This window comes from Staphylococcus devriesei (assembly GCF_002902625.1).
In the GTDB taxonomy this organism is placed as follows: domain Bacteria; phylum Bacillota; class Bacilli; order Staphylococcales; family Staphylococcaceae; genus Staphylococcus; species Staphylococcus devriesei.
Window position 1 is genome coordinate 31954 of the sequence record NZ_PPRG01000010.1, and the last position, 13476, is coordinate 45429.

Annotated in this window: 11 protein-coding genes and 1 pseudogene; 7 read left to right on the forward strand and 5 right to left on the reverse strand. The window is 31.8% G+C overall.

From position 1 onward, the window contains the following. The first annotated feature begins 21 nt into the window (after nt 1-21). Complete coding sequence (locus tag CD147_RS01940) at nt 22-978, forward strand: YdcF family protein (RefSeq protein WP_103165766.1); 957 nt, start codon at nt 22-24, stop codon at nt 976-978. A 92-nt stretch (nt 979-1070) separates the two neighbouring features. Here CD147_RS01940 and CD147_RS01945 read toward each other — a convergent pair whose 3' ends face one another. Together CD147_RS01945 and CD147_RS01950 are read right to left on the reverse strand one after the other, a co-directional pair. Continuing rightward, nucleotides 1071-1736 carry an ABC transporter ATP-binding protein gene (locus CD147_RS01945; protein ID WP_103165767.1) on the reverse strand — a complete coding sequence of 222 codons (666 nt, stop codon included), beginning with the start codon at nt 1734-1736 and terminating at the stop codon, nt 1071-1073. Beyond that, nucleotides 1736-2791 carry an ABC transporter permease gene (locus CD147_RS01950; RefSeq protein ID WP_103165768.1) on the reverse strand — a complete coding sequence of 352 codons (1056 nt, stop codon included), beginning with the start codon at nt 2789-2791 and terminating at the stop codon, nt 1736-1738. The genes CD147_RS01945 and CD147_RS01950 overlap by 1 nt, the downstream gene beginning before the upstream one ends. A gap of 133 nt (nt 2792-2924) precedes the next feature. Between CD147_RS01950 and CD147_RS01955 the strand changes: the two genes are divergently transcribed. The 4 genes from CD147_RS01955 (at nt 2925) to CD147_RS01970 (ending at nt 6045) form a co-directional block, all read left to right on the forward strand. Next, the gene (locus CD147_RS01955) at nt 2925-3599 is read left to right on the forward strand and encodes a response regulator transcription factor (RefSeq protein ID WP_103165769.1); all 675 of its coding nucleotides are present in this window, start codon (nt 2925-2927) and stop codon (nt 3597-3599) included. Beyond that, entirely contained in the window at nt 3592-4971 is a 1380-nt protein-coding gene (locus tag CD147_RS01960) for a sensor histidine kinase (protein WP_103165770.1), read from the forward strand. The genes CD147_RS01955 and CD147_RS01960 overlap by 8 nt, the downstream gene beginning before the upstream one ends. 178 nt (nt 4972-5149) lie before the next feature. Then, complete coding sequence (locus CD147_RS01965) at nt 5150-5590, forward strand: LytTR family DNA-binding domain-containing protein (RefSeq protein ID WP_103165771.1); 441 nt, start codon at nt 5150-5152, stop codon at nt 5588-5590. Next, nucleotides 5587-6045, forward strand: coding sequence for a DUF3021 domain-containing protein (locus tag CD147_RS01970; protein WP_103165772.1), 459 nt, complete (start codon nt 5587-5589; stop codon nt 6043-6045). The genes CD147_RS01965 and CD147_RS01970 overlap by 4 nt, the downstream gene beginning before the upstream one ends. A gap of 60 nt (nt 6046-6105) precedes the next feature. Here the strand turns inward: CD147_RS01970 and mqo are convergent, their stop codons facing one another. Next, on the reverse strand, nt 6106-7584 hold the full coding sequence (gene mqo, locus CD147_RS01975) for a malate dehydrogenase (quinone) (RefSeq protein ID WP_103165773.1): 1479 nt from the start codon (nt 7582-7584) through the stop codon (nt 6106-6108). A gap of 325 nt (nt 7585-7909) precedes the next feature. Here mqo and CD147_RS01980 point away from each other — a divergent pair, with 325 nt between their 5' ends. Further along, on the forward strand, nt 7910-9061 hold the full coding sequence (locus CD147_RS01980) for a glycosyltransferase family 4 protein (RefSeq protein WP_103165774.1): 1152 nt from the start codon (nt 7910-7912) through the stop codon (nt 9059-9061). A gap of 93 nt (nt 9062-9154) precedes the next feature. On the opposite strand, the gene CD147_RS01985 is transcribed toward CD147_RS01980, so the two are convergent. Beyond that, nucleotides 9155-10756 carry an L-lactate permease gene (locus tag CD147_RS01985; RefSeq protein ID WP_103165775.1) on the reverse strand — a complete coding sequence of 534 codons (1602 nt, stop codon included), beginning with the start codon at nt 10754-10756 and terminating at the stop codon, nt 9155-9157. A 375-nt stretch (nt 10757-11131) separates the two neighbouring features. Between CD147_RS01985 and CD147_RS01990 the strand changes: the two genes are divergently transcribed. Further along, on the forward strand, nt 11132-12823 hold the full coding sequence (locus tag CD147_RS01990; protein ID WP_103165776.1) for a CDP-glycerol glycerophosphotransferase family protein: 1692 nt from the start codon (nt 11132-11134) through the stop codon (nt 12821-12823). Nucleotides 12824-12915: 92 nt separating this feature from the next. On the opposite strand, the pseudogene CD147_RS01995 reads toward CD147_RS01990, so the two are convergent. Beyond that, nucleotides 12916-13430 (reverse strand): annotated as a pseudogene (locus CD147_RS01995) (GNAT family N-acetyltransferase). Between the last annotated feature and the right edge of the window lie 46 nt (nt 13431-13476).

The window sequence follows — 13476 nt, forward strand, 5'->3', positions numbered from 1 at the left end:
AATAAACAAGAGGTTTTGACTATGTTCATAACGATACTTTCTATAATTGTAGTATTAACCTTAGTTGCCGTTTTATTTAACATATCTTGGTTACTCTCTCTACCACCATTTATTATTACGATTATATCGTGTTTTATCATTACTATTTCTGATTTATTAACAAGAACCTTACCCATCAATTTAATTATTATTGCTACCGTGTCACTTATTGGTTTGATAGTTAAACATTATCATCTCTTTACCTTTGAAAAGGGGCTTCACTTCCTAAGAAACATAATTAAACATATACTGCATGTAATTCTATTTCTTATCATTTGTCTCTATATTAGTACCGCCCCGCTTCCAATTGTGAATGGTATTTTTTTATGGTTAGCTTTAATCACTTTTAGTGCTTGTTATAGTTTTCTCATTTACATGGTTTGGTCATCTGCATTTGGACGTACTACTAGTAAAAGAAAATACGATTTAATCATAGTACTAGGTGCTGGTATCTTTACAGAACAAGTAACTCCTATGTTAGCTGACAGACTTAATAAAGCACTTGCCGTCTTTAACAAACAATCGTCAACATGCAAAATTTTAGTGAGCGGAGGTCAAGGACTTGATGAACCTATCTCTGAAGCCTTAGCAATGCAACGCTATCTAATCACTCATGGTGTTCCTAAATCTTCAATTATTATGGAATCACAGTCTACAAGTACTTATGAAAACTTTTCATTTTCTAAAGAGATTATTTCATCTCGTTTTAATAAATCTACCAAGATGTTATGTATTACGAGTCAATTTCATATATTGAGAGCTTTGCGATTCGCACAAAAAATTAAATTAAGAACTGATGGCATTGGAAGCCATACGCCTTATCATTTCTTTGATATCGCATTAATTCGTGACTTCTTAGCACTGATGTATCAATATAAATTATTACTCACAGTCTATTTTGCAGTTCTATTCTTTTCTGCACTTTATATATTACTCTAATTAACTTATAGAGCAGTTAACTCAACAATATAGAAGCATATAAAATAACGGCGACGTCTACCCTCATCGATAGACATCGCCGTTTTTTTGATTTAATTCGTTATTTTACCATCTTCCAGTTTAATCATACGATCTGCATATTCAAATAAGCGTTTGTCATGCGTTATCATTATACCTACCATATTATTATCTTTAATACGTTGTTTAATCATTTTTACTACGCTTGTAGCACGCTCTGCATCTAAACTTGCTGTCGGTTCATCTGCAAGGATGATTTTAGGATTATTCATAAACGCACGCATAATTGCGACACGTTGCTTTTCCCCACCAGATAACATGTGAGGGTATGCATCAAAGCGATGTTGTAAACCAATGTCTGTAAGTAATTCCTCTGCATGTTTAAGTGCTACTTTAGACTTTTGACCTGCTTCTTTCGCTACACTACTTAGTTGTTCTTTAACTGGTAAATATGGAACCAGATGTGAAGATTGAAAGATAAAACCAATGTCGTTTAGTCGAAGTAACGTATTATTTTTTTCTTTTGAAAATAAAGGCTGTTGGTCATATAAAACATCACCTTCTGTAGGAGTTAACAAGCCACCTAAGATATTTAATAACGTAGATTTTCCTGAACCTGAAGCGCCATTTAAAATAACAAATTCTCCACGTTCAACTTCCAAGTTTACATCCTTTAATACTGAAGTCTTAGCTTCACCTTTACCAAAACTTTTTGTAATATGTTTAAGTTGTAATGTCATTATTCTCCTCCTCCAATCGCTTCAATTGGATCAACTTTTACCACTTTAATGAATGATAATAATACGCCAATAAAGCCTACAACTAGAAACATCACTACCATTAAAATGACGTTGCTGTTACTTAAATAGAATGGCATTGATACTGGCATTACTAAATTTAAGAGTAAAATGATAGCAAGTGCGATAATTACACCGATCATAGTAGTAAAAATAATTTGAAGTATAAGTGATAATAATAAGTGTTTTGTTTTAATTCCAATTGCTTTTAATATGCCAATTTGTGGTATTTTTTGAATAGTCATAACGTAGAAAAACGCACTTAGTACAATCGCCGTTATAACGAATAAACTAATAATCATTAGATTTAATGGCATTTGTTCAGCTTGGTAGCTTGGAATATTATTTGTTAGCGTCTCTTCATTTACTACTTTCACACCATCTATTGAATTTAATTTTTGTTCATCTTTATCGCTCAGTTGTTTTACAGGATAAAATGTTGAGGCTTTTTTATTCATATTGTTAAAACCTTTAGATGACATTAAGACCATTGAACTATGTGAATACATTGAATCGTCAATAATACCACTAACTTGATAACGTTCATTATGCCCTTTGAACGTTACATAATCTCCCTCTTTAATATCTTCGCTTGTCAATTTATTATTAATTGCAATTTGATTATCTTTAGTTGGATATGAACCACTTTTTAGTGAAGGGTATAATTTTTTTGGCGTACTTAACGTTGTAATATCTTCCTCTTGGTTTTTAATCTTTATTGTTTGTGCGCCAATCTTAGTCGGTTGTTGTTTAACATGACCTTCAATTTTAGATTGTTGTTTATCACTGAGTTGCGAGCTTTCCAACTTAGGTTCTTTTGTATCTTGCATAACATATTTTTGCGCAGGCATATTACTTAAGAAAGATACATTTTCTCTAGCTAGCCCTTGAGCTAGACCGCTAATAAATAACACCATGATACCTAATAAAAAGATAATTAACATGATTAAGATATAACGGAATTTATAAAATTTCATTTCCTTCCATGCTAAGTTCATTTTTTAATTCCTCCCCATTACTATTTCAATTTGTAGTTTAGTAGTAGAATATGAACTGAATATGAACTTTAGAAATATTTGTATTTTAAAAATGGTTACGTATAATAATTTTAAAAAAAGGAGTAAGAGAAGCATGGTAAAGTGTTTAATTGTAGATGACGATCCTAAACTATTACATTACGTTTCACATCATCTCGAAGCCGATCGTATTCGTACGATTACACAGTCTAGCGGGGAAGCTGCCCTTGATTATTTAAGTCATAATCAAGTTGATATAGCAGTCGTAGATATCATGATGGGTGGCATGGATGGTTTTGCTTTATGCCAAGAATTAAAAGAAAGTTATGAATTACCAGTGATTATGTTGACTGCTAGAGATGCTTTAACAGATAAAGAACGTGCATTTATAAGCGGTACAGATGATTATGTAACCAAACCATTTGAAGTGAAAGAATTGCTCTTCCGTATTCGTGCTGTACTTCGTCGCTATAAAATTAATGCTCAAAGTGAAATTAATATAGGAAACGTCTCACTCAATGAAGAATATATGGAAGTCAGTGTAGCGTCTAAAAAGATGAATTTACCTACTAAAGAATTTCAATTGCTCTATTTACTAAGCAGTAATCCAAAACAGATTTTCACGAGAAATACGTTAATTGAAAAGATTTGGGGGTTTGATTATGAAGGAGATGAGCGGACTATTGATGTGCATATTAAACGATTACGTCAAAGATTGTCTAAACTACAAGCTAATATTGAAATACAAACCGTACGTGGACAAGGATATAAGGTAGATTATCATGTTTAAATCATTATATACACGTATCGCAATTTATACGATTACTGTTATTTTATTTAGCGCATTGGTCAGTTTCTTATTTGCAAACGTTTATTATCACTTTAATTTAAAAGAGCAAAATGATGCTAAAATAATGCGCACACTTAAAGATGCGCGTGCTTATAACGACTCACTAACTTCAAATGACTTTCATGTATATTTCAATCATTTAGGCCATATGAATTATCAAATCATGATAGTTGATAAGCATCATGATACGATGTTTTACGGTGAACCTTTTCGACAAAATAATATTTCAAAATCAGCTATTGACCGAGTATTAAAAGGCGAAGAGTACCACGGGATAAAAGACAAACCGTTTGAATTATTCGTAACAGGCTTTTTCGATAATGAAACTGACAATACAGTTGGCTTGAGATTTGAACATAATAATAAGCCAATTGCAGTCTTTATGCGTCCAGATATTGGTGAGACGTTTAGTGAGTTCCGTACCTTTTTAGTTGTTATATTAGTATGCTTACTCATTATTTCAATTTCTTTAGTTATTGCTTCAACCTATTCAATCATTAAACCAGTTAAAATATTGAAAGCTGCTACCGAACGTTTAATGCACGGTGACTTTGAAACATCAATTAAACAAACACGTCAAGACGAAATTGGCACGCTACAATTCCGTTTCGATACTATGCGCCAATCACTAAAACAGCTGGATGATATGCGACAACACTTCGTTCAAAATGTTTCACATGAAATTAAAACGCCTTTAACCCATATTCAACGGTTACTTACTGACTTAGAACAAACGTCCTCTTATAAAAAGCGTGAAAATTATATCAATGAAATTCACAACGAAGTTACACGTCTTAGTAATTTGACGAAAGAATTGTTGCTCTTATCAGAACTTGATAACGCTAACCATATTCAATTTAACGATTCTATTCATTTAACTTCAATGATTACAGATATCATTCGCCATGAACAATACGCCATTGACGATAAAGATTTAATGCTATTATCTAATTTAGATGAAGTTTATTTCCAAGGAAATATGCGTTTATTACATCAAGCATTTTCAAATTTAATTCAGAATGCAATTAAATATTCTACAGTTGGAAGTGCAATCGAAGTCACACTTTTAGTTGAAAAAGATACCATTCAATTTACTGTAAATAATGAAGGTCATAAGATTCCAAGCGAAGCACGAGCACACCTATTCGAACGATTTTATAAGTTGAACGCACAAGATAATAGTAACGGATTAGGATTAGCTATTACCCAATCAATTATTTCATTACATGATGGTACCATCTCAGTAACAAGTACAGAAAAGGATGGCACAACATTTATGATTGAATTAAATAACGATAAATCATTTGATTAAAATAGTTTAATATTAAAAGTGGAACAGAAATCTTGTTGTATTTCAATGATTTCACTGTTCCACTTTTTATTTTATCTTCATTATTCTTCCACTTGCTTCTTAATTACTACCGTTTACTCATTTTCATAAAAAAGCAATAATATTAATGATTTAATAATATTGAGGAGGAGGTAACCTAATGAAACTTAAACTGTTTATAGCTCCAGAGGAAAAAGAAAAATACTTAGCAATCCACGCGCCTCAATTTGATGAGGAAGTTCAACAGATTGTTTCACAAGTTGAAAACTTAGATAAACTTACACAGATTTACGGTAAATTAGATAATGAAATTTATGTATTAGAGGTTAAAACGATAACTAGCTTTCGTACTCATAAAAACCAAGTCATTGCACTTAAAGATGGGCAACAATTTAAACTAAAAGATCGCTTATATGAATTAGAAGCGAAATTACCTACATCATTTATTAGAATTTCGAAATCTGAAATCGTTAATATTGAGATGATTGAGAAATTACTTCTTGAGCCTAATGGACTTATTAGAATGTATTTGAAGAATGAAGATTATACCTACTCCTATAGACGATTCTTAAAATCAATAAAGGAGAGATTAGCGTTATGATGAAATTTTATAAGTTTACTAGTATTCCATTATTAATAGGATTAGTCTTGTCTATTCTATTTAGTTATTTATTCGCAGGTAATCAATATTATCCTCTGTCTCCTAATTCAGCAATGGGACAATTTTATTATCAACATTTAAGTGAACCTATAGTTATGGTTATCGCAATAGTATTATGGATATCGATTGGCATATTGTTTTATTTCACAAGCTTAATTTTCACTCAAACTGATTGGAGCATTACTCGTGCAACCCTACTACATTTTTTATGTAGTTATATTGGTCTATTAGCTATAGGAATTTTAGCTGGTTGGTTCTCACCGAATTTATCTAATATATTATCTTTCACTGTAGAATTTATTGTTATTTATTTGTTTATTTGGGTTTTTAATTATTACAAAAATAAGAAATACGTGGCGGAAATTAATAAACAACTTGCAAATAAGAAGCATTGAAAAAGCAAATAAAGATAGGACATGTGTCATATAACTGTCCTATCTTTATCTGCTTTATATTTATTTTACATTTAAATATTTTTGAATTTCTTTATTAACTGCGCGGTACACATCTTCATGTTCTGTTAATTTCAGACCAAATGATGGTACCATTTCTTTAATTTTTGGAATCCAATTTTTAAATTCAGACTCATAACAACGTTGTAATAAGTCCAGCATAATATCTACTGCAGTTGACGCTCCTGGTGACGCACCTAATAAGGCAGCAAGAGAACCGTCATCTGATGTGATAACTTCTGTACCGAATTGTAAGTTACCTTTAGAATCTTCAGTGTCTTTAATGACTTGTACACGTTGACCGGCAACCACAACTTCCCATTCATCATCTTTCGCATTAGGGACAAAGACACGTAAGTCATTCATACGGTCTTCATGAGACAACATTAATTGTGATACTAAATATTTAGTTAGTTTCATTTCTTTCACGCCTGCTGAAAGCATCGTTAATAAATTATTAGGTTTTACAGAACGAATTAAATCTAAATTTGAACCTGTTTTTAAGAATTTAGGTGAAAATCCAGCAAATGGTCCAAATAATAATGAACGTTCTCCATTTACAAAGCGTGTATCAAGATGTGGCACCGACATAGGTGGCGCACCGACATTGGCTTTACCGTATACTTTTGCATGATGTTTCTCTATTACATCAGGATTTGTACAACGTAAGAATAAACCACTAACTGGGAAACCGCCTACATGTTTAGATTGTTTAATGCCTGTTTTTTGGAGAAGTGGTAAGCTTGCGCCCCCTGCACCAATGAAGACAAATTCTGAATCATATACGTGTTTATCGCCAGTTTTTAAATCTTTCACAGTAACACGCCAATTGCCATTATCTAATCTTTTAATATCTTCTACTTCTTGTTTATAAGATACTTCTACGTTGCGTTCTTTTAAGTTAGAGATTAATTTTTTTGTAAGTGCCCCGAAGTTAACATCTGTTCCTGTTTCATCACGAGATAAAGCTATAGGCACATTTGATGTTCTACCTTCTACCATTAGTGGAACCCACTCGGCGATTTTATCTCGATCTTCAGTAATATCCATATGTTCGAATAAAATATTTTCTTTTAATGCTTGTACTCGATTTTTAAGAAACTTAACATTAAAAATACCTTTAACAAAGCTCATATGTGGGACAGATTGAATAAAGTTACTTGGATTTTCTAATTGGCCAGTTCGTACTAAGTGCGCCCAAAATTGTTTTGATACTTGGAATTGTTCATTAATTTTGATTGCCTTTTCAATATCTACGCTGCCATCTTTACCTTCTTTAGTGTAGTTCAATTCACATAATGCAGAGTGTCCTGTTCCTGCATTATTCCATACATTTGAACTTTCTTCCCCAGATTGTTCTAATTTTTCAAAAATTTTAATTTCTTTATCTGGTGATAATTCTTTAAGTAGTGTGCCTAATGTTGCGCTCATAATTCCGCCACCAATTAAGATGACATCTGTTTTGCTATGTTGTATAGTCATAACAATACAGTCCCCCTTTTTTATAATCACATCTTTAATCAATAAGTATAAACTTTTGGCATAGTAAAATAAAACGCTTTCTTTAGCTTGTAAAAATTTTTAACATAGTTTTTAAAGGACTTAACCGATTTTTAATAACTAACTTAATTATATACATAATTTCTTTACGAAAAAAGTGTTTATACGAATTCTTGCATAAATTAAAAACTTAGTACATTTTAATGTCACAATATCATTTACTTACTCGTTTATGATCACGCATTTCTATTAGTTGTGGTTGATTACATGCTATAATTTTATATTATGACTAATTTGGAGTGTAACTATGAAATCATTTACTTTTTTAATACATAATATCTATGCAATGGGCGGTACCGTTAAGGCTGTTACAGAACTTGCTAATACCCTTTCCAATAAAGGACATAAGGTCAACATCATCTCAGTTTTTCAAGCGCAAGATAAACCCTATTTCGAGGTTAATGATGCTATACATATTAAAACTTTAATTGACTATCGTGTGAAACCTCAAAATATTATCTCAATTATGATGAATCGTTTGAACACGTACACACCATTCTTAAAACCTAAACAATTGTCGCAATATGAACCCGGGTTGAATCAATTTTCAAAATATGTAGAACATAAAATGATAAAAGCAATCCAACATGTCGATACCGATGTATTAGTCGGAACAAGAGCTAGTTTTAACATCTTAATCTCAAAATATCATCATACGCGTGTACTCACTATAGGCATGGAACATATGAATTTAGACGCACATCCTAAAGCTTACCAAGAAGAAATCTTAAAAGCTTATAACGATTTAGATATCATAACAACTTTAACTTCAACCGATCGACAACACTATGAACAATTGATTGATACACCGGTTTATACAGTACCTAATATAATTAATGTTGAAAAGCTTAATTTACCTAAGTCGAATAACATTATTAGTGCTGGCAGACTTGAATATGAAAAGGGATTTGATATCTTAATTGAAGCTATCCGACGTATTCAAGACAATTTACGTCAAGCCCATTTTAAAGTAGATATCTATGGTGATGGACAGCAACGTCAGAATCTTGAACAATTAATTCAACATAGTAAGATTAATGATTTAATTACTATTCATCCAGCAACGCCTCAATTGAATAGGAAGTTAGCTCAAAGTAAAGTTACCGTGGTACCTTCTAGGAATGAAGGTTTCGGTATGGTAGTTTTAGAAGCGTTAGCTCAAGATAACGTGGTAATTAGTTTCAAAGATACCCTTGGCCCCGCTAGTATCCTATCACACGGAGAAAATGGTTATTTAGCTAATTATAGCGATCCCGGCTCTCTAGCTAAATATATTGATATTGCCATAAACCATATTGATGAGATGCAAGAGATGATTCAACAAGGTCATGACACCGTAGCCAATTATTCTTCAGATGCGATTTATACCAAATTCATTAATGCAATTAATAGAAATTAAATAGATATTCTAAAATAAAAGCGTAGAGGGGATTCAATGATGAATCCCCTCTACGCTTTGGTATATACGCCATGTTAATTGATAGAGCTTTTATTATAATATTAGTGAAAGGATAAATGTCCAGATACAAATGAAGACTAATAATCCAATACTATAACGTAATGTCATTTTAAGTAATTCTGATTCTTTACCTACTTCTTTAACTGCTGCAGTAGCGATTGCGATTGATTGTGGTGAAATCAATTTCGCAGCTACCCCACCTACTGTGTTAGAAGCTACAAGTAATGAACCACTTGTACCAATTTGTTGAGCAACTGAGGCTTGAATTGGTGCGAATAATGAGTTGTTGTTAACAACTGAGCCTGTCATAAATACGCCAATCCAACCTAAAATTGGTGATAAGATTGGGAATACATTACCAGCTTTCGCAATACCTTGACCCATAGCATCACTTAAGCCACCGTAAGTTGTTACTTTTGAAATAGCAAGGATGAAGCAAATTGTTAAGACTGGTAACCATAATTCTTTGAAAGTTACTCCGAATAGACGACCAGCATCTCCAAAGCTAACTTTCTTAGCCATTAATACTGTAATAATAATCGTTAATAGAATTGCTGTCCCAGTTTGTCCGATAAAGTTAAGACTTAACGTAATTGGTTTATGTGCTACTTCACTAAATGTACCTGGCAAGTTAAAGCTAAACACTAATGAAGCTAATTTGCCATTTGGTAAGAATAAGTTTTTAAAGAATGTAGCACTCCAAATCATAACGATAACAGTTAAGATAACGAATGGGCTCCATGCATAGACAATTTCTTTAGCGCTATGATGTTTGACTGGTTCAGGTTTGGCATCTTTTTGAACCCTGAAAATATTTTTCGGTTGGAACTTTCTTGAGAATAAAGCTAATGCACCCATTGTAGCTAATGGTGGGATAATATCAGCTAATTCTGGACCGCTAAATACTGTAAGTAAACCTTGTAATACTGTATATGTTACTGATACAACTAAAATAGCAGGTAATGTTTCTTTAATACCTTTAAATCCGTCAATAATAAAGATTAATAAGAATGGAATTAAAAAGTTAATAATTGCTAAAGTTAATGTAGATGTTTGTGATACACCCATTGCATGAACATCGCCTGGTAAGTGGAGTGTATCTACTACTCCTACTGGAATACCGATAGCACCAAATGCACCAGAAGCTGCGTTAGCTACTAAACATAACATTGCGGCTTGCAAAGGTCTAAAGCCTAATTGAGCTAATAATAGTGCACATATTGCAATTGGTACACCAAAGCCAGCTGCACCTTCTAAGAACGCATTGAACGCGAACCCAATTAATAACAATTGAATACGTTGGTCTTGAGAAATACTAGTAATACTGTCTTGGATAGTACTAAATTGACCAGATTCTTGAGTGATTTTATAAAGTAAAACAGCCATCATTACGATATAACCAATCGGAATAATACCTTGATAGAATCCTTCAACAACTGCACCAGAAGCTATACCAACTGGTAATTTAAAGAATGGAACTGCAATAATTAATGTAACAACTAATGTTGTGATGGCAGCATAGATACCTTTCATTTTAAAAACGGTTAAACATAGTAAAAACAAGATAATTGGTACTGCTGCTATCAAACTGGATAACACTAAATTATCAAAAGGGTTAAATGTTTGAACTAACATAATTTTGACTCTTCTTTCTATAGTTTTTATTAATGAATATTCTAGCTAGTTTAGTTATCCCTTAGTAGTTTAGATAACTGGCAAAAAATTAACAATTGTCGACAAGTTAATCATGCTAGATTTCACAATTTCTCTTCTTGTGAACATTTTCACAAGGAAAATATAACACCTTTTTACTTAAATGACAATAGTATATAGTACTTTTAGTTAAAAAATTGTGATTTTTTTAACAAAATTATTTTTTCATAAATAATCATATACTTTTATCATATAAATTAAAATCAAATTTAGAGTCAAAACTTCGTTATTATGATTTTTTTAAATGCGCATGGTAAAATGTACATAAGAAATTTACGAGCAAAAGGATAATGTATGATGATTAAACAAATAAATATTTCTAATATGTCACATCTTGAATTACAACTTAATAAAGCCAAATCAGCAGGATTCTCACATTTTATTCCGTATTCTAATGAAATTAAAATTAATCAAGACATGCTTGAGGCAGTTGAATTAACAAGTCATTCTATTGCCGTTGACTATACGATTAATGCATTATATTTAAATGATTGTCGCTATTTCGGCGATGACAAATTAACTTTCTTATCTTGGATGAAAAATATTAATCATTATCCAAACTTAATTTACAATATTGACACTGCACTCTTTCATTTATCAAAATACGATATCCACTCTATTATGGATTTAGCAGTCATTACAGTGCTAAAAGACGAAATAGATATTGATGGGCATGTATTATTTGATTTTGTAAGTGACTTACCAACGAGTAAAGCATTTTGGAAATCGCTCGATATTCATGATATTAAAAAGGTAAATCATTTCGATTTAAATAAATTAGCATACATACACGGCCATACTGTTCCGTACTCAAAGTTTAAATATCCTTATAAAGAAGAGGAAATGCGATTTGCGGAAAGCTGGTTAGTAACGACTAAATTTAAATTGCCTAAATGGATTTATAACAAAATGCATAATCATGCTTTAAAGAAACACCGTAATTTAAGTTATGTTTACGAAAAAGACCCATCACAACTTAAAAATCACGTCGTATTTTTAGGGTTCGATTATGGATATAGAGGAAATTCAAAATATTTATTTAATTATTTTGTGAAAAGAAATCCTACTACTGAAGCATATTTTATTACTAACGATCGCCGTGGCCCTTATTTCTTACCTACCGACGCAGAAGGCAATAAGGAATTAATTGAAACAGCTAAGATTGTAGTGTTAGAAAGTTATATCCCAGATGAATTCAAACCTAACGGCACTGTAATTCAATTATGGCACGGAACACCAATTAAAAAGTTATTCTTAGACAGCAAAGAACCATATCAAAATAAAAACATTTATAATTATAGAGCACGTAAATATAATAAATGGTTGCAACAAGATTATTTTTTAACTGATTCACCTGCTGCTGAAGGCTTGTTTGAAACAGCTTTTCCAAATCATAATACACAATTTGTTCCGTACGGCTATCCAAGAGTAAATTACTTATTACATTATCAACACGACAAAAATCATCATAAGAAAGTGAAAGACTCGTTAAATGTTGATCGTACGAAACCAATCTTGTTATATGCACCAACATGGCACACATCAAATGAAAGTGCGGAGAATTTAATTATTACGCCTGAAATATTAGAAGAATATCATGTTATTTATAAAGGCCATGTTGAGAGTAAAGATACCATTCCTGAGAATGTTATCGAAGCACCAAAAAATATCGAGACACAAGATTTATTAATGGTGGCCGATGTAGTAGTCACTGACTATTCTTCAATTATTTTCGATGCGTTAACAATTGGAAAAAAAGTTTGTTTATTTACACCAAATCATGAGGCTTATAAAGATGAGCGTGGCGTTTATGGAGACGTAATGCAAAGTTTATCTAAAGTTTGGTATACTGACGCCACTCTATTAACAGACAATTTAGTCAATCACACGTTATTAGATATTAATCAACATCCGCTAATTAATGAGAAAAATAATTCACTAAAAAGATTAACACAGTTAATGCGCAATATTTTAAATGAAGAGCACTAACATAAATATTAAAATCATAGGCATGAAGACGGGTCCTAAGTGTTGCGAATCGTCTTCATGCCTATTTTATATCGTTTATAATATTTATTCTGTTATACGTTTCTTTCCATGATAAGATCGGTGTCAACCACTTCGCCAGTAATAAATTCATGATGGCCAGTAACTTTAAATCCTTTGTTCTTATAAAATCTTAGTGCTTGTTCATTATATTCCCATACACCTAACCATATTTTAGACTTATTAAGTTCACGTGCTTTGTCTAAAGCCAATTCAATAAATTTATTTCCTCTGCCTTTGCCTTGAAATTGCTTATAAAAATAGATACGTTGAATTTCTAAATAGTCTTCCCCTTTGTCTTCTGTTTGCGCTTCTCCTATATTAAGTTTCAAATATCCAGCAATTTCATTATCAATTTTATAAAAATAATGGAAGGATTGTGGGTTATCTAACTCTTCTAATAATAGCGTTTCGTTGTAACTTTTTGTGAAAAACGTTTGAAAATCTTCGCGCTATATTCACCTTCAAAGGTATCGTGAAATGTAGTTTCTGAAATTGTTCTAAGCGCTTCTACTTCTTCTTTTTGAATTACTTCTATATGTTCAGTCATAGCTAGCTCCCCCTTAGGCAGATATAAAAATTAATAATTTATTCCT

What these genes read in the sequence shown, in the direction of transcription:
- CD147_RS01940 (WP_103165766.1), top strand. Translation starts at nt 22, where the DNA reads ATGTTCATAACGATACTTTCTATAATTGTAGTATTAACCTTAGTTGCC.
- CD147_RS01945 (WP_103165767.1), bottom strand. Translation starts at nt 1,736, where the DNA reads ATGACATTACAACTTAAACATATTACAAAAAGTTTTGGTAAAGGTGAA.
- CD147_RS01950 (WP_103165768.1), bottom strand. Translation starts at nt 2,791, where the DNA reads ATGAACTTAGCATGGAAGGAAATGAAATTTTATAAATTCCGTTATATC.
- CD147_RS01955 (WP_103165769.1), top strand. Translation starts at nt 2,925, where the DNA reads ATGGTAAAGTGTTTAATTGTAGATGACGATCCTAAACTATTACATTAC.
- CD147_RS01960 (WP_103165770.1), top strand. Translation starts at nt 3,592, where the DNA reads ATGTTTAAATCATTATATACACGTATCGCAATTTATACGATTACTGTT.
- CD147_RS01965 (WP_103165771.1), top strand. Translation starts at nt 5,150, where the DNA reads ATGAAACTTAAACTGTTTATAGCTCCAGAGGAAAAAGAAAAATACTTA.
- CD147_RS01970 (WP_103165772.1), top strand. Translation starts at nt 5,587, where the DNA reads ATGATGAAATTTTATAAGTTTACTAGTATTCCATTATTAATAGGATTA.
- mqo (WP_103165773.1), bottom strand. Translation starts at nt 7,584, where the DNA reads ATGACTATACAACATAGCAAAACAGATGTCATCTTAATTGGTGGCGGA.
- CD147_RS01980 (WP_103165774.1), top strand. Translation starts at nt 7,910, where the DNA reads ATGAAATCATTTACTTTTTTAATACATAATATCTATGCAATGGGCGGT.
- CD147_RS01985 (WP_103165775.1), bottom strand. Translation starts at nt 10,756, where the DNA reads ATGTTAGTTCAAACATTTAACCCTTTTGATAATTTAGTGTTATCCAGT.
- CD147_RS01990 (WP_103165776.1), top strand. Translation starts at nt 11,132, where the DNA reads ATGATTAAACAAATAAATATTTCTAATATGTCACATCTTGAATTACAA.